Annotated in this window: 18 protein-coding genes; 11 read left to right on the forward strand and 7 right to left on the reverse strand. The window is 63.5% G+C overall.

From position 1 onward, the window contains the following. Nucleotides 1-28: 28 nt before the first annotated feature. The gene (locus ACKUUH_RS04860; protein WP_407948757.1) at nucleotides 29-133 is read left to right on the forward strand and encodes a NepR family anti-sigma factor; all 105 of its coding nucleotides are present in this window, start codon (nucleotides 29-31) and stop codon (nucleotides 131-133) included. Nucleotides 134-137: 4 nt separating this feature from the next. Further along, nucleotides 138-746 (forward strand): sigma-70 family RNA polymerase sigma factor, encoded by a 609-nt coding sequence (locus ACKUUH_RS04865; protein ID WP_407948740.1) that lies wholly within the window; start codon nucleotides 138-140, stop codon nucleotides 744-746. 10 nt (nucleotides 747-756) lie between these two features. Here ACKUUH_RS04865 and ACKUUH_RS04870 read toward each other — a convergent pair whose 3' ends face one another. Continuing rightward, entirely contained in the window at nucleotides 757-1,551 is a 795-nt protein-coding gene (locus tag ACKUUH_RS04870; protein ID WP_407948741.1) for a response regulator, read from the reverse strand. Between the two features lie 210 nt (nucleotides 1,552-1,761). On the opposite strand from ACKUUH_RS04870, the gene ACKUUH_RS04875 reads away from it, so the two are divergent. Beyond that, nucleotides 1,762-1,971: a NepR family anti-sigma factor gene (locus tag ACKUUH_RS04875; protein ID WP_407948742.1), complete on the forward strand. Its 210-nt coding sequence runs from the start codon at nucleotides 1,762-1,764 to the stop codon at nucleotides 1,969-1,971. Between the two features lie 175 nt (nucleotides 1,972-2,146). Beyond that, nucleotides 2,147-3,802 (forward strand): histidine kinase dimerization/phosphoacceptor domain -containing protein, encoded by a 1,656-nt coding sequence (locus ACKUUH_RS04880; protein ID WP_407948743.1) that lies wholly within the window; start codon nucleotides 2,147-2,149, stop codon nucleotides 3,800-3,802. Nucleotides 3,803-4,079: 277 nt separating this feature from the next. Here the strand turns inward: ACKUUH_RS04880 and ACKUUH_RS04885 are convergent, their stop codons facing one another. Then, the gene (locus tag ACKUUH_RS04885) at nucleotides 4,080-4,886 is read right to left on the reverse strand and encodes a PRC-barrel domain-containing protein (protein WP_407948744.1); all 807 of its coding nucleotides are present in this window, start codon (nucleotides 4,884-4,886) and stop codon (nucleotides 4,080-4,082) included. A gap of 209 nt (nucleotides 4,887-5,095) precedes the next feature. Between ACKUUH_RS04885 and ACKUUH_RS04890 the strand changes: the two genes are divergently transcribed. The 3 genes from ACKUUH_RS04890 to ACKUUH_RS04900 all read left to right on the forward strand — a co-directional run bounded on the left by ACKUUH_RS04890 (nucleotide 5,096) and on the right by ACKUUH_RS04900 (nucleotide 10,468). Then, nucleotides 5,096-6,325 (forward strand): alpha/beta fold hydrolase, encoded by a 1,230-nt coding sequence (locus ACKUUH_RS04890; protein ID WP_407948745.1) that lies wholly within the window; start codon nucleotides 5,096-5,098, stop codon nucleotides 6,323-6,325. Nucleotides 6,326-6,445: 120 nt separating this feature from the next. Next, nucleotides 6,446-8,722 (forward strand): TonB-dependent receptor family protein, encoded by a 2,277-nt coding sequence (locus tag ACKUUH_RS04895; RefSeq protein ID WP_407948746.1) that lies wholly within the window; start codon nucleotides 6,446-6,448, stop codon nucleotides 8,720-8,722. A gap of 366 nt (nucleotides 8,723-9,088) precedes the next feature. Then, nucleotides 9,089-10,468 (forward strand): porin, encoded by a 1,380-nt coding sequence (locus ACKUUH_RS04900; RefSeq protein WP_407948747.1) that lies wholly within the window; start codon nucleotides 9,089-9,091, stop codon nucleotides 10,466-10,468. A 318-nt stretch (nucleotides 10,469-10,786) separates the two neighbouring features. On the opposite strand, the gene ACKUUH_RS04905 is transcribed toward ACKUUH_RS04900, so the two are convergent. The 3 genes from ACKUUH_RS04905 to ACKUUH_RS04915 form a co-directional block, all read right to left on the reverse strand. Continuing rightward, complete coding sequence (locus tag ACKUUH_RS04905) at nucleotides 10,787-11,566, reverse strand: PstS family phosphate ABC transporter substrate-binding protein (protein ID WP_407948748.1); 780 nt, start codon at nucleotides 11,564-11,566, stop codon at nucleotides 10,787-10,789. Between the two features lie 162 nt (nucleotides 11,567-11,728). Beyond that, nucleotides 11,729-12,715, reverse strand: a complete 987-nt coding sequence (locus ACKUUH_RS04910; RefSeq protein WP_407948758.1) for a zinc-dependent alcohol dehydrogenase family protein — start codon at nucleotides 12,713-12,715, stop codon at nucleotides 11,729-11,731. Between the two features lie 192 nt (nucleotides 12,716-12,907). Beyond that, a complete protein-coding gene (locus ACKUUH_RS04915) occupies nucleotides 12,908-14,242 on the reverse strand; it encodes a spinster family MFS transporter (RefSeq protein WP_407948749.1) in 1,335 nt (444 codons plus the stop codon). 271 nt (nucleotides 14,243-14,513) lie between these two features. Between ACKUUH_RS04915 and ACKUUH_RS04920 the strand changes: the two genes are divergently transcribed. From ACKUUH_RS04920 to ACKUUH_RS04935, 4 genes are all read left to right on the forward strand, one after another. After that, nucleotides 14,514-16,031: an AlkA N-terminal domain-containing protein gene (locus tag ACKUUH_RS04920; protein ID WP_407948750.1), complete on the forward strand. Its 1,518-nt coding sequence runs from the start codon at nucleotides 14,514-14,516 to the stop codon at nucleotides 16,029-16,031. 20 nt (nucleotides 16,032-16,051) lie between these two features. Further along, entirely contained in the window at nucleotides 16,052-16,567 is a 516-nt protein-coding gene (locus ACKUUH_RS04925; protein ID WP_407948751.1) for a methylated-DNA--[protein]-cysteine S-methyltransferase, read from the forward strand. 88 nt (nucleotides 16,568-16,655) lie between these two features. Next, nucleotides 16,656-16,853: a PLDc N-terminal domain-containing protein gene (locus tag ACKUUH_RS04930; protein WP_407948752.1), complete on the forward strand. Its 198-nt coding sequence runs from the start codon at nucleotides 16,656-16,658 to the stop codon at nucleotides 16,851-16,853. A gap of 81 nt (nucleotides 16,854-16,934) precedes the next feature. Beyond that, nucleotides 16,935-17,222 carry a DUF4282 domain-containing protein gene (locus tag ACKUUH_RS04935; protein ID WP_322312549.1) on the forward strand — a complete coding sequence of 96 codons (288 nt, stop codon included), beginning with the start codon at nucleotides 16,935-16,937 and terminating at the stop codon, nucleotides 17,220-17,222. A 3-nt stretch (nucleotides 17,223-17,225) separates the two neighbouring features. Here the strand turns inward: ACKUUH_RS04935 and bioD are convergent, their stop codons facing one another. Beyond that, nucleotides 17,226-17,873, reverse strand: a complete 648-nt coding sequence (bioD, locus tag ACKUUH_RS04940) for a dethiobiotin synthase (protein ID WP_407948753.1) — start codon at nucleotides 17,871-17,873, stop codon at nucleotides 17,226-17,228. A 2-nt stretch (nucleotides 17,874-17,875) separates the two neighbouring features. Beyond that, entirely contained in the window at nucleotides 17,876-19,060 is a 1,185-nt protein-coding gene (gene bioF, locus ACKUUH_RS04945) for an 8-amino-7-oxononanoate synthase (RefSeq protein ID WP_407948754.1), read from the reverse strand. Between the last annotated feature and the right edge of the window lie 202 nt (nucleotides 19,061-19,262).

A 19,262-nucleotide genomic window follows, 5' to 3' on the forward strand; every position in this document is an offset into this window, starting at 1 on the left:
TCGCGAACGGCTAGCCCGCAGCGGGAACATGGGTCGCGAGTTGCGGGCGCTCTATCGCAGCGCGGCTCAAGAGCCCGTCCCCATGGAATTCATTCGGTTACTAAACCAGCTTGAAGCAGGTGATGAGAACTGATCGCATGAGGGACCAGGTTGAAAAACCGGCGGAAGCGGAGCCGCTGTCCGATGCCGATTTCAAACAGGAGTTGGAGGCGCTCATCCCCCATCTGCGCGCGTTTGCCAGAAATCTCTGCGGCAGGCCAGATGTTGCCGACGATCTGGCGCAAGACGCCCTCCTCAAGGCTTGGGCGGCACGCAAGCGCTATAGAGCGGGCACAAATATGCGCGCGTGGGTTTTCGTCATTCTGCGTAACCAGTTTCTGTCGCAAATGCGGCGCGCCCGCTTCAAGGGCGAGTGGGACGAGAGCGTTGCAGAGCGCACACTCTCCTCGCCAGCGCATCAGGACCACCAGATGCAGCTGGGCGATTTGCAGCGGGCTTTGATGCGACTGCCGGAGGCACAACGCGAGGCTCTGATACTCGTGGGAGCTGGCGGCTTTTCGTACGAGGAGGCGGCAGATATATGCGACTGCGCCATCGGCACGGTAAAAAGCCGCGTGGCCCGCGCGAGAGCGGCTCTTGACGAGATGATCGACAACGGTGCCTTGCCTGCGCGGGCGGACAGTACGCTCAGGGCCGGCGACACGACGAACGCCATCATGGACGCCATGGACAAGCTGACGCGCTAGCGTGCAGACGTCAGGCGGCTTCGCTTTTCTCACTGTTGAAGAAGAGCGCTTGCCCGATGGCCGCTTTCACGGTGCTCTGAAGGAAGGGCTTGGTTATGAGGAAGGTCGGCTCCGGGCGTTCCCCCGTCAGCAATCGCTCCGGATAGGCGGTCACGAAGATAACGGGAACAGAGAACCGGGCGAAAATGTCCTTCACGGCGTCGATACCCGAGCTTCCGTCGGCGAGCTGTATATCCGCAAGCACAAGGCCCGGCTTCTTCGTTGCAATGGCGTTGGCTGCCTCGTCACGCGTCACCACCGTGGCCAGGACGTCGTGGCCAAGGTCTCTGACGATCTGCTCGAGATCCATCGAAATGATCGGCTCGTCTTCGATGATGAGGACGGTGGTCGCGATCTGACTGTCGATTTCCTTCAGCGCGGCATCGATCAACGATGAAACCCGGCTTTCGTCCACTTGCAGGACTTGCGCCGTTTCGCGGTTGGTAAATCCTTCCATCGCCGTCAGCAGCAAGGCCTGCCTGTTGATCGGCGTCATCCGGGAGAGGCGCTGCGACACGATGCTCTCCACTCCGCCTGCTTCCTCCGGCTGGGCGACGTCCAGGTCTGCAGTCGACCAGATCCCGTGAAATGCCTTGTACAGCCCTGTACGCACATCGGCCTCGCGGCCGATGACGCTTTCGTCTGCAACAATCGCCTCAAGCAAGGAACGCACATAGGCGTCCCCGCGTTTTTGACTACCGGTGAGCGCGCGCGCATAACGGCGCAGGTGCGGAAGAAGAGGTGCGATTTGGTCTGCGAGCGACATTCCAGTGCATTCTCCGTTTGGGTTCGATCATAGCCAAATCTCGCCGCCTTGCGAGATTCAGGCCCGCGAACTAAATTCGTAAAAACTCCCTCATCTCAGGGAACCCTCGGAAAACAAAAGAGTTTCATCCCTTATTGAAATATTTTCCTCGCCTTCAGCATTTACCGATCGCGAACGTGTTGAAGTCGACGCCAATGGCGCGGTGAAAAAGTGGCGAACGACAAGGATATGCAGAGTCAGCCGGAGAAAGATGGCAAATCTGCGAATACGCGGGACAAGCTTGAGCAGAGCGCCCGGCGCGAAGCGCTGGGGACGGGGCTGCGCCGCGCCTATCAAAAAGTCCTGAACGAGCCCGTTCCCGACGAGTTTTCCGCACTTTTGAGCCGTCTGTCCGACGCCGGGGGGGACAATGGCGATTAGGCGGGGCCGGCCTTAGGCGAGGGGATAAACCTGTCGGGATAGGCAAGGCCAGATCAGGGGCTGATGGTTGGTAGCGGAATCCAAACCTCGAAGAAGCTGGCTAGGCCGGATCGGCATATCGCAGGATCTTCCGCCGGGATTGCGATCGCGCATCGCGTTGCGGGTTGCCGCGGCGATGCTCCCTCTTTGCCTCGCGGCCGGGGTCGCGCAATACGTCAACACAGTTCACAACCGGGAGCTTCGCGAGCGCGCGCTCATCGCGCGAGGAGAGGCCGCTATTGCCCACCAGAGCACCGCGCTTCAAGAGCTGCGTATCCTGCTCGAAACGATTTCCGCCCTGCCGCTCGGCGACCATGCCGACGGCGAAGTCTGCAGCGATGCATTCCGCCGCATCATCCTGCAAAACAAGGATGTCTCCTCTCTCCATCTGATCGGCGTTGATGGAAAGACCCTGTGTAGTGCGCCGGCGATAGCCACAGGCGATGAAGAGGCGCCCCTTCCGGAATGGGTGGGCAACGCCGTTCAGTCGCAGCAGTTTTCCATATGGATGCAGAGAAGCGACGATGTCGGCTCGGAAGGACAAGGCTCCGCGAACGCGAGGCTTGTCGCCACCCTCCCGATCTACGGTCCCGACCGGCAGACGACAGGCATTCTCGCTGCAACGGTGCCCTTCTCGTCTCTCACGCTCACCATGCAGGAAGTGGAACTGCCGGATGCCGCCGCGCTCGCACTGCTCGATGCGAAGTGGAATGTTCTCGCCCAGCGCACCAGAGGCAGGCAGGTCGACGGATGGCTGCCCGCATCCTTCAGCGCCGCGGCCGGACCGGAAATCATGTCCGGCACTTTCTCTCAGCAAGGCCGGGACGGCCTCGCTCGCAACTATGTGGTCGCCGCGCTCCCTGGCAATGTCTTCGGTCTCTATGCTCAGAATCCGGAGGAGCTTTCTGTGGCGGTGCGCGCGGTTCTCTATTTCGCCATCGCCTTCCCCCTGCTTGTCTTGATTGCCGCCAGCGCATTTGCCGGGCGGGCCACCGGGCAAATCGTCATCGAGCCCCTCAACAAGGTACGGTTCGCGATCCGCCGTTACATCGCGGGTGATGACGGCGCGCGCGTGGAGTACGACCCGCAAGCGACGGAGGAAGTTCAAGCGGTCGCGACGAAGTTCAACACCATGGCCGACAAGATCCAGGTTCGCGACGAAGCGCTTCGAGCGGCGCTCGACCACCAGAAGGCGCTGGTACGCGAGGTGAATCACCGTGTGCGCAACAATCTTCAGGTGATGAACAGCCTTCTTAATCTGCAAAGCCGCCGCGCCAAGACACCAGACCAGGCGGCGATCTTCCTCGATGTCCAAAGGCGGCTCAACGCGCTCGGCACCGTTCACGCCGCGCTCTATCAGGCCAACGACTTTCGAGCCGTCGACCTCGGCGTGCTGCTGAAGGATCTTTGCCTTTCGACTGAGCGTCACCTTTCCACCGAGTGGGGGCGTCCGGTTCTGTCGATGCGGTGCCCGGAACCCATATATGGTGTTCCAGACGCTGCCCTCACGCTCGCTTTCCTTGTCACCGAACTCATTGCGGAAGCGACGGTGCGTCTGTCACCGGAAGGCCATCCGGCAACCCAGATTGATTTCGAACTCACGGAGCGTCCCGGGCGGGGCTCCACGCTTACCATGAAGGTCGATCAGCCGGTGCTCGAAGGGCTGATGGAGAGTCGACCGGACGAGGGACACATCAATCTTTTTCGGGGGCTGGTCCGGCAATTGCGCGCGCATATTGACGTCGACGAGCCGGGCTGCGTGGTGACGGTCGATCTCCCCCTGCTCATCTGAGCAAAAATTTTCCATCTATTTTCATTTGCCCGGGAACCATCCCAGATAGCGGACGTTATCTCCCTGCTATTGCGAGGTTAGTCTCCCGAGAGACGGCAAAATCCTTGCAGGCCCCCCGGTCCGGTATCATCCCCGCCCCCCCAAGCCCCACTGGACCGGGGGCATTTTTCTCCCCGATCCCAGCCACGTTCCTGACCGCCATATGCGGAGGCGCGGACACGCAAAAAGCCCGGCCGGTTTCCCGCCGGTCGGACCTTCTGCGACACGTCATCGGTGCTTACATCTCGCCGGCCTTGGGCGCCTCTTCCTCGCTGTAGAAGAAGGCCGGCTGCTGCCTGAGCTCATCCAGCGTCATGGCGAGCTTCACCGGTTCCTCGGCACGCGCAGCTGTCAGCTGCTCGAACTCGACGGCCGTGCGACTGTCGCCCACTCCAAGTGTGCCGCCATACTCGATGACCGCATATTTGGCCGCGCCGTTTCGATCGAGGATAACGTCGGAAATCTTGCCCGTTCCGTCCTCTTCCGTCGCCAGCGCGACTTCGCGACCGAGGTAGGAGCTCGCGAGTTCGCCGCCGGTCTTTTCCAGCGGCGCCTTGTCGAATTCGGTCGCGTTTTCGAGTGCCTCGCCGGTCATGCCGATACGGACCATACGGTCGCCGTTCTCATCGTGCGTAATCGATGTGCCTTCGAAATCGATCGCGACCATCTTGCCGCCAAAGCCGAACATGACACCGTCGGCGATGATGACCTGCTTCACCACGTCGTTTTCATCGAAGACCAGGTCGTCCACCGCGCCAAGTTTCTTGCCGTCGGGACCAACAACATCGGCGCCAATGATCTCGCCCGCCGCACTAGCCGTTCCCGACAGAATGGCGGCATTGCCGCGCATCGTCAGCACATCCGAACCGGCTTCTTCCCGCGCGGCACTCGGCATTTCGCCCGGCGTCTCCAATCCGGGCCTGCTTTGCTGCTGCGCAGGCGTTACTTCCAGGGGTGCGTTCTTCGCATCCTCAGGTGCCGCATGACCCGCCGAAGCGAGTGCCACGGAGGCCACAAGCGCAGTCGTCGTGAGGAGCTTTTTCATGAAGTTTCTCCTTTCTCCAATCACACCGCACCGAGAATGGCGCGGCTACTGACCTGAAAACGGCTCGCGGGATGCGGTGTTCCACAATCTTATTTTCGCTGCATTGATGCCAGATTTGTCCCGAGTGGCGGTCAACGCCGCTTTGGCCGGGTTCGGGTTCCCTCTTTGCTATAGGCTTTCCGTTCGAAAGCAATTTCGGGAGACATGGCATGTCGGCACGTTCGAAGAAGATTTCCTTCACCGGCACCCAGGGAGCCGAGCTTGCGGCTCTTCTTGATCTGCCGGCCGGCCCCGTACATGCCTATGCTGTCTTTGCCCATTGCTTCACCTGCTCGAAGGACATATTCGCCGCAGCCCGCATTTCGAGCGCACTTGCGGAGCTTGGCATCGGCGTGCTCCGCTTCGATTTCACCGGCCTCGGCATGAGTGGTGGCGAATTCGCAAACACCAACTTCTCATCAAACATTGGAGATCTTCTGTGTGCGGTCGACTTCATGCGCCAGAATCTCGAGGCGCCGAAGATCCTCATCGGTCACAGCCTCGGGGGTGCCGCGATCCTCGCTGCGGCAAGCGAGATTCCGGAGGCCAGGGCCGTCGCGACAATCGGCGCTCCGGCAGATGCCCGGCACGTCGTACAAAGCTTTCAGGCCGACCTCACACGGATCGAAGAGGACGGTGAGGCGAAGGTGGAGCTTGCCGGGCGGCGCTTTCAAATCCGGAAACAGTTCATCGACGACCTCAACGAGCACGATCTGGGCGAACGTATAAGCGCTCTCCGGAAACCTCTCCTCATATTCCACGCGCCGCGCGACGAAATCGTCGGCATCGAGAATGCCGGGAGGATTTTCGACGCCGCAAAGCATCCCAAGAGTTTTGTCTCGCTCGACGATGCGGATCACCTCCTGACACGGCGGCGCGATGCGCTCTATGTGGCGGAAGTCCTTGCCGCGTGGGCCGGCCGATATATCGGACGCGAGGCGGAGGTGCGGGACGAGGGAGCGGACGACGTCGTGATCGTTTCGGAGACGGGGCTTGGAAAATTCCAGCAGCGCGTGACTGTCGGTCCGCACAAGTTGACGGCCGACGAACCCGAGGCACATGGCGGCCTCAACTCCGGGCCAACGCCCTACGATTTCCTGTCCATCGCGCTCGGCGCCTGTACCTCCATGACCCTGCGCATGTATGCCGACCGCAAGGAGCTGGAGCTTGGCGCCATCTCCGTCACGGTGGACCACAAAAGGGTACATGCCCGCGACTGCGCCGAATGCGCGGAGGGGCATGACGGCTATGTCGATCGCTTCGAAAGAACCATCCGGATTGCGGGCGGCCTTGCCCCCTCGCTATCCGAAAAAGTGGCTGAAATCGCAGGCAAATGCCCGGTTCACCGGACCCTCGAAGCGAGTTCCGTTGTGGTCACGAAGATTGCGGGCGAAAATTGACCTCGGCCATAATAAAATCGTCGTTTCTGATAACAAAAATGAGAAGCAATATCATTTACAGACTTTTTTGAAGTTTGTATGACATCCCCCGCGCGCCGTTGCGCCAGACAAGGGGGATGCATGTCTTTTCACTACACACGGTATTTCCGTCAGCCGGCCGCGACAGCTATTGCGGCTCTTCTATGGACCCTCCCCGTCTACGCACAGAGCGGCGCCGATGCCGGGCAACAGGAAACCGCGAAAGCGAAGCTGCACATCCTCGAGGGCCTGACCGTGACAGGCACGGCTGGCGATGTCGGTGATGTCGGCGGGTCGGCAACCTTCATCGGCAAGGAGGAAATCGAGAAATTCTCCTATACCGATATCAACCGCACCCTGCGCCTTGTCCCCGGCGTCCAGCTCCAGGAAGAAGACGGCTACGGCCTCAGACCCAATATCGGCATTCGCGGGTCCGGCAGCGACCGCAACAACAAGATCGTCATCATGGAAGATGGCGTGCTGATGGCGCCGGCGCCCTATGCCGCGCCCGCAGCCTATTACTTCCCGTCCATGGGCCGCATGGAAGCGATTGAAGTCGTCAAGGGTCCTGCTGCGATCAAGTACGGACCTTCGACCGTCGCCGGTGCGGTCAATCTTTTCTCGACGTCCATCCCCGACAATGAAGAGGGCGGGCTGTCCGGTTCGGTGACGGCTCTCGGCGGCGAAGACAGCACTCTTCGCGTCCATGGCTATGCCGGCGGATGGATGCCAATGTCGAACGCGTGGGATGTCGGTATTCTGGTCGAAACACTGCAGGACAGGACGGACGGCTTCAAGGAACTCGATGGCGGCGGCGATACGGGCTACCGCATTCAGGACTATCTGGCGAAGCTTGCCTTCCGGAGCACCGCCGAATCCGGCCTGCGTCAATCGTTCGAATTCAAGGTGCAACGGTCGGATGAGGTTTCGGATGAAACCTATCTCGGCCTGACGCTTGCCGATTTCAACGCGAACCCCTACCGCCGCTACGCCGCCAGCCAGGTCGACGAAATGAATGTCGATCACCTGACGCTGCAGGCTTCGCACCGCGTCGATTTCTCCAACGACCTCAACCTCACGACGACGCTCTACTACAACGACACGAGCCGTGCCTGGTACAAGATCAACGACGCGAGGCTCACCGGCGCGCCGACATGGACGAGCATTTCCAGCATCGTTTCGGATCCCGTCACGAATGCCGCCGAATATGCCGTTCTGCAAGGAGCCGCCGGCGAGATACGCGTCCGCAACAACAATCGCGAATATTATTCGGCCGGCATCCAGTCCGTTCTCGGATCGGCATTCGTCACGGGGGATCTCGCGCATTATCTCGAGTTCTCGGTGCGCTACCATGAAGACGAAGAAGACCGGTTCCAGAACGACGACATCTACACAATGTCCGGCGGGCAGATGACGCTCACGTCAGCGGGCGCGGCGGGCAGTCAGGACAACCGCGTCGGCGACGCGAAGGCCTGGGCGTTTTTCGTTCAGGACACGATCGACTGGGACCGGTTGACGGTGACACCGGGCCTTCGTTACGAGACGATCCGTCTGCGCCAGACCCGCTGGAGCACGGCCGATCCAAGCCGGACCGGCCCGGCGACCGTCGCGGAGAACTCGGTCGACGTTCTCATTCCCGGCGTCGGCGCTGTCTATCATCTGACGGATGAATGGCAGCTTGTCGGCGGCGTTCATCGCGGCTTTGCAGCGCCGGGCCCGGGGTCGACTTCCGATGCGGAGCGTTCCGTCAATTACGAGGCAGGCGTCCGCTACGGCGCGGGCGACCTGTCGCTCGAAGCGATCGGTTTCTTCAACGATTATTCGAACCTGCTCGGCACCTGCACCGCCTCGACGGGCGGAGGCTGCACCATCGGCGCGCAGTTCGACGGCGGCGAAGTCGACGTGAAGGGGCTGGAATTCACCGCCGGATATGATGCCGGCAAGAGCCTCGGCACCAAGCTTTCGGTACCGCTCGCGGCGATCTACACCTATACGGACGCCGAGTTCAAAACGAGCTTCAACAGCGGCTTCGGCCCCTGGGGCAATGTCACGGCGGGCGACAAACTGCCCTATGTGCCGGAGCACCAGCTGACCCTGACGGCAGGCGTCGAAGGCGAGACCTGGCGGACGAACGTGATCGCCAACTATGTCGATGAAACGCGGTCCGTCGCGGGCCAGGGAGCTATCCCGGCGGACCAGCGCATCGACGACCGGATCATCGTCGACCTCTCCGCCGAGCTGGACGTCGTGCCGGGCGTGAGCCTGATGGCGATCGTCGAGAACGTCACGGACGAAGTCTACCTCGTCTCGTTCGACCCGGCAGGGGCGAGGCCGGGCAAGCCCCGAACGATCCTCGGAGGTGTGCGCTTCACCTTCTGACCTTCTCACTTCGAGAGACGAAAAGCGGCAGGGCTCGCAAGGCCCTGCCGCATTTGCATTTGGGGAGAAGCCACAGTGTGCCGTACGAATTTCCGGCCGCTGTGTCTTTACGGCCGGGGTCCGGGCTCCGAGTTTATCCCATTGAAATCGCTTGTCTTTTTATCGCTTCTGGCCATGCTCCCCGCCCTTCTGCCAAGCTAGGCATAGGTGCGCTGCGGCCACACATGGGGGCCGTCATTCCACTGTCACAAAAGTGAATGCGAACCGTCACATGGCTCTGTTACGAGCGACGCCATGGGGGGTGTTCGCGGTCTTCGCCGCGGCTGCCGATCCTGCAACAGAAGCTCATCAACACGGAGACGTCTAATGACGTTGAGAAACATTCTGCTGGCCGGCACGGCGATCGGCGCTGCCGCCTTCCTTGCGGCACCTGCTTTTGCCGCCAGCAACACCCAAGCCGAACTCGACGCCCTGAAGGCGCAGATCGAAGCGCTTCAGCGGAAAGTCGACGATGTCGAAATCCAGCATGGCAACGCGATCAAGTCGCTCGAAGAGCGCAAGAGCGATGTCATCGTCGGCCTGAAGAACGGCCGCCCCTCCTTCGAGTCGGCTGACGGCAACTTCACCTTCGAACTCTCCGGCCGCGCCCATCTCGACTGGGGTGGTTACGACCAGGACGACAACAGCGAAGCCAACTTCGGCGGCCTCGGCAACAACATGAACTTCCGCCGTGCCATTTTCGGTGCCAGCGGCACGTTGATGAAGGACTTCGCCTACGACCTGTATTTCAACTTCGGCGACTCGGGCGACGAACAGAACGGCGTGATCTATGAAGCCGCTCTGCACTATATCGGCATCGACGGCGTGAAGCTCAGCATCGGCGCGATCCAGCCGAAGCTCACGCTCGACGACTCGACCTCGTCGAACGACATCACCTTCATCGAACGTGCGACCGCCGCGAACCTCATGACCTCCATCGGCGCAGGCGATGGACGCATGGCAGTCGGCGGTGCGGGCAATACAGACAACTTCTTCGCTGCCGCTTACTACACGATGGGTTCGGTTGGACCCGGCAGCACGACGGACGGCGACAGGTCGAACATCCTTGGCCGCGTCGCCTTCGCGACCTCGCCGAAGGAAGGCCCGAACTTCCATATCGGCCTGTCGGGCACCTATGCCGCAAATCTGGCCAACGATTCGATCAGCTTCGGCGACCGTCCGGAACTGCGCGTCGATGCAACCCGCATGATCAACACGACGTCGTTCGCCGCCGACAGCGCGCTCGCCTATGGTCCGGAACTCGCCTTCAACTACGGCCCGTTCCGCGCACAGGGTGAATACTACATCTACACCACCGACGGCCTTGCCGGTTCGCCCGATGCCGAGTTCGATGCCTGGTATCTGCAGGCCTCGTGGATCCTCACCGGCGAGTCCTACAAGTACAGCATGAGCAAGGCCGCCTATTCCGGCGTGAGCCCCGATAATCCGTTCCTTGCCGGCGGCGGCATGGGCGCGTGGGAACTTGCGGCGCGCTACAGCCAGGCCGACCTCAACGACAGCGACCTTGGCATTGGCGATCAGGGCGGCGAGCAGGACATCATCACGGTGGGCCTGAACTGGTATCCGAACAAGAACGTCCGCTTCATGCTCAACTACCTGAACGTGGACGTCGAAGATCGTGCGAACGTAGCGAACCCGAACTTCAGCCACGACGCGATCGCGCTGCGCACGCAGTTCACGTTCTAAAAATTACGCTCGATCCGATCCTCGCAGATCAGTCAAGCGGCAGCCCCCGGTGGAGAAATCCACCGGGGGTTTTCTTTTGTGCGTCCGCGCCGGGGGCGGAGCAATCGCCGGGGGTTTTCTTATGCCCGGATGCGGGGACAAGTACGGGCGTCTGTCATCGAAATGTCATCGAACTGTCAAACAGGCGCGGCTTGTCCCCGCTGTGGCAGCGCTGCATGAGTGCCTGCAGAAATACAACGGCAAGAATACAACGGCACAAAAGCCACAGCGGCGGACGCAACCGGTGCCGATGAGCGACAGCGGGGATAAAGGGAGGGTTCAGTCGAGACCGAGCTTCCCGCGCTCCTCGGCCGCGAAGACGTAAGGCAGGGAGTAGAAGCCCGCGATGACCGCATCGCGCTGACCCGCCTGCGAGAGCACGTAGTCGAGGAAGGCCCTGCCCGCCTCGCTTTCCCCACCGCGCAGATAGACGAAGCGCGCGAGCGGGTACTCGGCGCGCCAGACGGTCGCCGCGCTGGGGGCCGCACAATCGCCGCCATCCGAAACACGAAGCGCCTTCACGCCGTCGCCACGATAGCCGGCGGGCGCGTAACCGATGGCACCCGGCGCCAACGCGATGGTGTCGAGGAGCATGGAATAGCGCGCGACGCGCGTAACACCCGGCGCGAAGGGCGCGCCACGGAGGACGGCTTCGGCGAAGAAATCGCCCTCGCCCGGTCCTGCCTCGCGCGCAAGCGGCAAGGCGGGAACGCCGCTTTCCCATTTCGGATTTTCCTCCGTATAGAGACGGTTGAGCTCTTCGAGCGAAATGCAGGCAAGCGGGTTCTCCGCATGGACGAGGATGGCGACGGCTTCCACCGCCGCCTTGATCCGCACGCCGCCCTCGACGGGACCGGTGCGCAGCGCCACGCCCGGCTGCAACATGCGGAAACTTTCCGGCCAGAGAAGCATGAGGCTTGCCGGCGCGGGCGCGCCCTCGACCGTCGCCTCGCCCGCGAGGCCGGGACGGACGGCATAGTCCGGGTAGCGCTCGTCCACGGCGTAAGCGGGGGAGAGGGCGGAGAGGGAGAGGCAGGCAAGAAGGATGGCGTGACGCATGGCTGGATGTTTCCGGTGGAGACACAAGACGTCAAGGCGTGACGGGGTTTTGCGACAGGCGCATGACGCCATGGCTACCGCATCCCCCGCCCCGGAAAATTCTGCCGAATTTTCCGACCCTCCCCGAGGGGAGGGTGGGACGAGATGCAAGCCTTCGCGATGTCATGACATCACCAGCACGGCGGCGCCGGTGAGGCGGCCTTCGCGAAGACGGGCGAGCGCTTCGTTTGCCTCTTCGAGAGGCAGCGTCTCGACGGTGGTGACGACAGGCACTTGCGGCGCAAGCGCCAGGAACGCCTCGCCATCCTTGCGCGTGAGGTTCGCGACGGAATGGATGGAGCGTTCGCGCCAGAGGATGTCATAGGGAAAGGAGGGAATGTCCGACATGTGGATGCCCGCGCAGACGACGCGGCCGCCCGGCGCGACGGCCTTGAGCGCGGCGGGGACGAGGGGGCCCGCGGGCGCATAGATGATGGCGGCGTCGAGAAGTTCCGGCGGCGCCTCATCGGAACCGCCTGCCCATTCCGCGCCGAGCGACAGCGCGAAGTCTTTCGCCGCCTCGTCGCCCGGCTTCACGAAGGCGAAGAGCCGCCAGCCTTCGTGATGCGCGACCTGGGCGACGATATGCGCGGCGGCGCCGAAGCCGTAAATGCCGAGAAGCCTGCCTTCGCCCGCCATGCGCAGCGAGCGGTAGCCGATGAGCCCGGCACAAAGGAGAGGGGTGGCCTCCGCTGCGCTGTAGCTTTCAGCGACGGGGAAGCAGAAGCGCGCATCGGCGGCGGTGAATTCGGCATAGCCGCCGTCGCGCGTATAGCCGGTGAAGAGCGCGCGTTCGCAGAGGTTTTCGCGTCCCGCGCGGCAATAGCGGCACTCGCCGCAGGTCCATCCGAGCCAGGGAATGCCGACGCGCGCGCCGGGGCGGAGATGAGTGACGCCTTCGCCCAGCGCGGCGACGCGGCCGACGATCTCGTGGCCCGGCACGAGGGGAAGCTTCGGACCCGGCAGCTCGCCGTCGACGACATGAAGATCGGTCCGGCAGACGCCACAGGCTTCCACTTTCACCACGACCTCGCCGGGGCCGGGATGCGGCACGGGTATCTGTGCGAGGCGCAGCTTCTTCCCCGGTGCATCGAGCAGCATGGCGCGCATGGTTTGCGGGAGAGAGGGCATGGTCGGGCTCCTTTGCGGGTCATGGTTTCACAAAGGGAGCGGGTGTTCGAGGGGGACGGTGTCGCGGTGCGGCGCCGCAAAGACGTGGATGGCCCGAATAAATCGGGCCATGACGTGTTTTTCTGAATGTCGTCCCGGCGGCAGACATGAAGCCTGCCGCCGGGATGTGCGTTACTTCAGGCTGTAGGCCTTGGCGCGGGCGAGGTCTTCTTTCAGCGTTTCTGCGCCGAGGATGAAATGGATGGCGGCCCAGGGCCAGACGATCATGACGGTGAGAAGCGCGTAGCGCAGCGACTCGTCGCCGTAAGCCGGGGCGTAGAGATCGCTGATGATGCCGACGGCCTGCGGACCGAGCCCCATGCCGATCATGTTGAGGATGAGGAAGAGCACGGCGGAGGCGACGGCGCGCATGCGCAGCGTGACGAGGCCCTGGGTCATGGCGAGGCTCGGCCCGATATAGGCCGCGCCCGCGAAGGCAGGCACGAGGAAGAAGAAGAGCGCCCCGTATTTGTCCATCGACAGATACATGCCGATGGCGAAGGGGAAGCAGACGGCCATGACGATGGCCACCACCCAGAGATTCCAGCGCACATCGCGCTTGCCGTAATGGTCGGCGAGCCAGCTTGTGAGGTAGGTGCCGGCGCCACCGACAAAGCCGATGATGAGCGCAAGCCAGGTGCCGATCTCGCCCGGGCTCATCTGGAAGGAGCGGATGAGGAAGGCAGGGATCCAGGTGACGCCCGCATAGCCGCCGAAAGCCGCGAGCGCGCAGCCGAAGGCGATGTGGCGGAAGGACTTCTGCGACCAGAGCAGACGCCAGACTTCCATGACTTTCGGCGCGGCGGCCGATGCCTGAGACGAGATGCCATCGGCATGGCCGCGCTCGGGCTCCTTCAGCGTGAAGCGCACGAGGAGCGCGATGAGGAGGCCCGGCGCGCCGACGATGAAGAAGGCCGCGCGCCAGCCATACCACTGGCTGACCCAACCGCCGACAAGGAAGCCGATCAGGATGCCGATATTGATGCCGAGCGAATAGATGCCCATGGCGGAGGCGCGCTTCTCCGGCGGGAACATGTCGGAGATCATGGAGTGGGAGGGCGGGCTTGAGCCTGCCTCGCCGACGCCGACGCCAATGCGCGCCAGCGCGAGCTGCGCGAAATTCGTCACGAAGCCGCAGACGACCGTCATGGTCGAGAAGATGGTGAGCGCCAGCGCCACGATGTTGCGCCGGTTGGTGCGGTCCGCCCACATGGCGATCGGCACGCCGAGCGTGGCGTAGAAGATGGCGAAGGTGATGCCGGAGAGGAAGCCGAGCTGCGTGTCGTTGAGACCGAGATCGAGTTTGATCGGCTGCAGCAGGATCGCAAGGATCTGCCGGTCCACGTAATTCGCCGTATAGGCGGTCATCAGTACAAAGAGCGCATAGTTGCGATAGGCGGGCGTGAAGCCCTGCGACGGCGCAATGCCGCCCGCGGCGCCCGAAACGGCGCCTGCCCTGTCCGTCATGAATTCCTCCCCGAAGTCCACGCGTGCCGGTTCTCCTCCCCGCATGCGCGACTTTTACGATTTCAATTCCAGTGTTCGTAAATTCCAGTGGGAGGGAGCGTATCAGCGACGGACGGGAACTCAAGCGGAACCGGACGGAGATTCCTGCGAATGCCGCATCCCCCGCCCCGAGAAATTCTTCGCAAGCTCGAATTTCTCGACCCGCCCCCAGGGGCGGGTGGGAAGAGAGCGCGATGAACGAGTTGGTACAATCGTGACGGCGGCGTCATGGATGGACATGTCCGATTTTGGCGAGCGCGGCGGCAGGCGCCGATCTAGACTGCTGCGCATGAACATGACGGTTCCCACATCGCCGCTCGACCCCGACGCTTGCTACCGCGCCATGCAGGCGAAGGATGCGCGCTTCGACGGGCGCTTCTTCGTCTGTGTGTCGACGACCGGCATCTATTGCCGGCCCGTCTGCCCCGCGCGCGTGCCGAAGCGCGAGAATTGCAGCTTCGCCGCCTCGGCTGCCGCCGCGGAAGCGGCGGGCTTCCGCTCCTGCCTGCGCTGCCGGCCGGAGACGGCGCCCGGAACACCCGCCTGGGCGGGCACGGCGGCGACGGTTTCGCGCGCGTTGCGCCTCATCGAGGAAGGCGCGCTGGACGAGGGCAGGCTCGAGGACCTCGCCGCGCGGCTCGGGCTCGGCGAGCGGCAGCTCCGGCGGCTCTTCCTTGCGCATGTGGGAGCGGGGCCGCAGGCCGTTGCCGCGAACCGGCGGCTGCTGACGGCAAAGCAGCTCATCAGCGATACGGCGATGCCGCTTTCGGAGGTTGCGCATGCGGCGGGGTATCAAAGCCTGCGCCGCTTCAACGATGCGATCCGCACGGCCTATGGCGTGGCGCCGACGGACATCCGCCGCGCCTCGGACGCACAGACGGGCGGCACGATCCGGCTGCGGCTCGGCTACCGGCCGCCTTTCGATTTTCCCGGCATTCTCGCCTATCTCGCCGCGCGCGCCATTCCGGGCGTGGAGCGGGTGGACGGGAAAAGCTATGCGCGCAGCTTTTCCATTGGCGGCGCGAAGGGGATCGTCAACGTCACCCCCGCCGCGAGCGGACAGGCGCTCGAGGCGCGGATTACCGTGCTGGAGGCGGGACCGCGCGCGCTGCCCATCCGCGCAATCGGGGCAAGGCTGCGGCGTCTCTTCGATCTCGATGCGGAGCCTTCCGCCATCGCCACCGCACTGTCGCGCGATCCGCTGATCGGGCCGCGCCTCAAACGCGCCGCGGGGCTTCGCGTGCCGGGCGCGTTCGACGGCTTCGAGCTTGCCGTGCGCGCCGTACTCGGGCAGCAGATTTCGGTGAAGGGCGCGACGACGATCGCGGGCCGCATCGTGACGGCATTCGGCGAGAAAATTTCCGGCGGCGAAGGCGTGGAGCGGCTGTTTCCAACGGCGAAGGCGCTTGCCCGCGCCGATCTCTCGGGCCTCGGCCTCACGGGCGGGCGCATCGCAACGCTGAAGGCACTTTCGGGCGCGGTCGCGGCGGGCACACTCGACTTCACGCCGCGCGAAAGTCTGGAGGCGAAGATCGCCGAGCTGACGGCGCTGCCCGGCATCGGCGCATGGACCGCGCATTACATATCGCTGCGCGCACTTGGCGAGCCGGACGCCTTTCCGGCTTCCGATCTCGGGCTTCGCAAGGCGGCGGGCGGCTGCGCGCCCCTGTCCACCGCCGAACTCGAAACGATGTCGCAAGGCTGGCGCCCCTGGCGCGGCTATGCGGCACTCGCGCTGTGGACGACCTGACGGCACGCAAGGAGAAAGCCATGAAACTTCCCGACGATCCGGCACTTGCCACCGCAACGCTCGACACGCCCATCGGAGAGCTGCGCCTTGCCGCAACCGAAACGGGGCTGGCGGCCGTGCTGTTTCCAAACCAGAAAGACATCGCCTTTCCGAAGCGGGAGGGAAGCGCGAAAGCGCGCGCGCATCTCGACAAGGCGGTCAACGCGCTCGAGCGCTATTTCGAGGGGAAGCAGACGGATTTTGCCGGTCTGACGCTGGCGGCGGAAGGAACGGCATTCCAGAAAAGCGTGTGGGCGGCGCTTGCGCGCATTCCCTTCGGCGAGACGCGGAGTTATCGCGATATCGCCTGCGCGATCGGCAATCCGAAAGGCGTTCGCGCGGTGGGGCTTGCGAACGGGCGGAACCCCCTTCCGATCATCGTGCCCTGCCACCGCGTCATCGGCGCGGACGGATCGCTGACCGGCTTCGGCGGCGGCTTGCCGACGAAGAAGTGGCTGCTGGAATTCGAGGGAATCGAGACGCCCAGCTTCGTTTGACGTTCGATCACACAATTCCACCCAATATGCCGCATCCGGAACTTACCTCACACCGTAAATCGCGCTAGGTTCGGTGCCGGGGGAGCTCATGACCTGGAGGACTCAGATGATCGGCGACGGTTACGGCGGCATTCTCGGCATCATCATCCTGATACTGGATATCTACGCGATCATCCGCATCGTGCAGAGCGGCGCAGAACCCCTGTGGAAGGCAATCTGGATCGTCATCGTCCTCTTCCTGCCGGTGATCGGCCTCATTCTCTGGTTCCTGCTCGGCCCGAAATAGGCGCGGCACCATCATCCGTATACGTATGAATCGCTCCCGCGACAGGCGCGAGCGGGTGGCTTTCCGATGCGAGAGGACAACATGAGTTTCAAGGATTTCCTGAGCTTCGAGAAATTTCTTTCCGGAAACATTCTCAAGTTTCTCTACTGGCTCGGCCTCGTCATCATCGTCATGTTCGTGCTGGCGTCGATGTCGGGCTCGATCAGCACGATGAGCTATAATGGCGCGCTGGGCTTGTTGCAGCTCGTGGTGGCGCTGGTGGCGGGCGCGCTCGGCGTGCTGCTGTGGCGGGTGATCTGCGAGATGTATCTCGTGTTCCTGTCGATGAACGACAGGCTGAAGGAAATCCGCGACAAGCTGCCTGGCTGAGGCTCAGAAGAGATCGGCGAGGGAAACGGCGCCGCCGCGCGGCGCGATGCGGACGGGGATACGTCCCGCAAAGCGCGCGATCGCCGCCGCCGTTTCGCCGACCGGGACGGGGCCGGGCTCCTTCTCGCTCACCACGATGGCGCGCGGCGCGATGTTTTCGGCGCGCATCACGGCGAGCGATGTCAGCGTGTGGCTGATGGTGCCGAGATAGGCGCCGACGACGAGGAGCGGCGCGAGGCCTGTCTCCGCCTTCAACGCCGTCATCCAGTCGAGCACCGTGTGGCGCTCGTCGAGCGGGACCATGAGGCCGCCGACGCCTTCGATGACGAGGGGATCGTGGCGCTTTGCCGCTGACACGCATTCGGCGACGAGCTCATCGAAATCGATGGCGCGGCCCTCGCGCTTCGCCGCCATGTCGGGCGAGAGCGCGGCACGGAACCGCCAGCGCGAGACGAGGCCCGCATTCTCATAGGTCACGGGCTCGCCCATGGAGGCGAGCAATTGCGCGGGATCGCTGCCGGGAAAGGTCTCCTCGTCGAGGCCGCTCACCAGCGGCTTGATCGCGCGCGCCTTCAACTCGCGGGTCAGCATGGCGGAGACATATGTCTTGCCGATCTCGGTGCCGGAGGAAGTGACGAAGATGGGAGGCATGATTACTCGGCAGCGCGGCGGGGGAGAATGCGGTCGCGGACGAGGGAGGCGAGGCGCGCGATGTCGGCGTCGTCATGCTCGGCCGTAAAAGTGAAGCGGAGGCGCGCGGTGCCTGCGGGCACGGTCGGCGGGCGGATGCCGGTGACGAGATAGCCTTCCGCTTCGAGCAGGGCGGAGGCGGCGAGCGTTACCTCCGCGTCGCCGAGGATCAGCGGTACGATGGGGCTTTCGGGATCTGGCAATCCGAGCGTGCGGGTGAAGGCCCTCGCCTTTTCGACCGGGCGCCTGCAATAGTCCGGATGCGCGCGGATGAAATCGAGCGCGGCGATGGCGGCGGCGGCGGTGGCGGGCGGCAGGCCCGTCGAATAGATGAGCGTGCGGGCGCGGGTGCGGATCAGGTCGCAGACGGCGCGGCTCGCGCAGAGATAACCGCCATAGGCGCCGATGGCTTTCGAGAGCGTGCCCATCTGCAGCGGCACGGCGGCTTTCGTTTCGCCCATGAAGCTCGACCCGCGGCCTTCATTGCCGACGACGCCGAGCCCATGCGCATCATCCGTCATCAGCCAGGCGTCGTGACGCGCGGCGATGTCCGCCATTTCCTCCACGGGCGCGGCGTCGCCATCCATGCTGAAGATGCCGTCGGTGAGGATGAGGCAATGCCGCGCGGCGCCGCGATGGGCGGCGAGGAGCGCGCGCAAATGCTCCATGTCGTTGTGGCGGAAGATCTCGACGCGGGCGCCGGAAAGCTTCGAACCCGAGAGCAGGCAGGCATGGGCGAGTTCGTCGGCGAGGATAAGATCGCCCTCGCGCACGAGCGCGGGGATGATCCCCATATTCGCCATGTAGCCGGAGCCGAAGACGACGCAGTCTTCCGCCTCTTTCCATTCGGCGAGGCGAAGCTCCAGCGCGCGGAAGAGCGGATGATTGCCGGAGACGAGGCGCGAGGCGCCGGAGCCGACGCCGTATGTTTCCGTCGCCTCGATGGCGGCGCGCTTTACCGTCTCGTTCTGCGAGAGGTTGAGATAGTCGTTGCAGCAGAAGGAGACGAGGCGGCGGCCGTCCCGGAAGGCGATGGCACCCTCGCGGCGATCCGTCTCGATGAGACGGCGGCGCAGCGCGCGCGCTTCCAGCGCGTCGAGCTTTTCGCGCGCAAAGCGGTCGAGCGTGCTTTCAGGGCTCTTCGACATCCATCACTCCTCTCGCGGAGGAGGTATGGGCCGCGCGAGCAACCTCGTGCAAGCCCTTTTGTGACACAAGCCTGCCAGCGAACGACTTCTTTCCGTTGCGGCCGCTTACCCCTCCCCGAAAAATCCTGCGCTTCGCTTGAATTTTTCGACCCTCCCCTCGGGATTCCTCTGCGAAACCCATCGCGTTCGGGTTTGCCGGGTA

Origin of the sequence: Parvibaculum sp., assembly GCF_045863935.1 — a bacterium.
Taxonomy (GTDB): Bacteria; Pseudomonadota; Alphaproteobacteria; order Parvibaculales; family Parvibaculaceae; genus Parvibaculum.

Coding starts and splice junctions, on each gene's coding strand:
- ACKUUH_RS04870 (WP_407948741.1), bottom strand. CDS start 1,551: ATGTCGCTCGCAGACCAAATCGCACCTCTTCTTCCGCACCTGCGCCGT.
- bioD (WP_407948753.1), bottom strand. CDS start 17,873: ATGCCTCCCATCTTCGTCACTTCCTCCGGCACCGAGATCGGCAAGACA.
- ACKUUH_RS04895 (WP_407948746.1), top strand. CDS start 6,446: ATGTCTTTTCACTACACACGGTATTTCCGTCAGCCGGCCGCGACAGCT.
- ACKUUH_RS04900 (WP_407948747.1), top strand. CDS start 9,089: ATGACGTTGAGAAACATTCTGCTGGCCGGCACGGCGATCGGCGCTGCC.
- ACKUUH_RS04865 (WP_407948740.1), top strand. CDS start 138: ATGAGGGACCAGGTTGAAAAACCGGCGGAAGCGGAGCCGCTGTCCGAT.
- ACKUUH_RS04930 (WP_407948752.1), top strand. CDS start 16,656: ATGACCTGGAGGACTCAGATGATCGGCGACGGTTACGGCGGCATTCTC.
- ACKUUH_RS04880 (WP_407948743.1), top strand. CDS start 2,147: ATGCTCCCTCTTTGCCTCGCGGCCGGGGTCGCGCAATACGTCAACACA.
- ACKUUH_RS04935 (WP_322312549.1), top strand. CDS start 16,935: ATGAGTTTCAAGGATTTCCTGAGCTTCGAGAAATTTCTTTCCGGAAAC.
- ACKUUH_RS04885 (WP_407948744.1), bottom strand. CDS start 4,886: ATGAAAAAGCTCCTCACGACGACTGCGCTTGTGGCCTCCGTGGCACTC.
- ACKUUH_RS04910 (WP_407948758.1), bottom strand. CDS start 12,715: ATGCGCGCCATGCTGCTCGATGCACCGGGGAAGAAGCTGCGCCTCGCA.
- ACKUUH_RS04905 (WP_407948748.1), bottom strand. CDS start 11,566: ATGCGTCACGCCATCCTTCTTGCCTGCCTCTCCCTCTCCGCCCTCTCC.
- ACKUUH_RS04920 (WP_407948750.1), top strand. CDS start 14,514: ATGGACATGTCCGATTTTGGCGAGCGCGGCGGCAGGCGCCGATCTAGA.
- ACKUUH_RS04925 (WP_407948751.1), top strand. CDS start 16,052: ATGAAACTTCCCGACGATCCGGCACTTGCCACCGCAACGCTCGACACG.
- ACKUUH_RS04915 (WP_407948749.1), bottom strand. CDS start 14,242: ATGACGGACAGGGCAGGCGCCGTTTCGGGCGCCGCGGGCGGCATTGCG.
- ACKUUH_RS04860 (WP_407948757.1), top strand. CDS start 29: ATGGGTCGCGAGTTGCGGGCGCTCTATCGCAGCGCGGCTCAAGAGCCC.
- ACKUUH_RS04890 (WP_407948745.1), top strand. CDS start 5,096: ATGTCGGCACGTTCGAAGAAGATTTCCTTCACCGGCACCCAGGGAGCC.
- bioF (WP_407948754.1), bottom strand. CDS start 19,060: ATGTCGAAGAGCCCTGAAAGCACGCTCGACCGCTTTGCGCGCGAAAAG.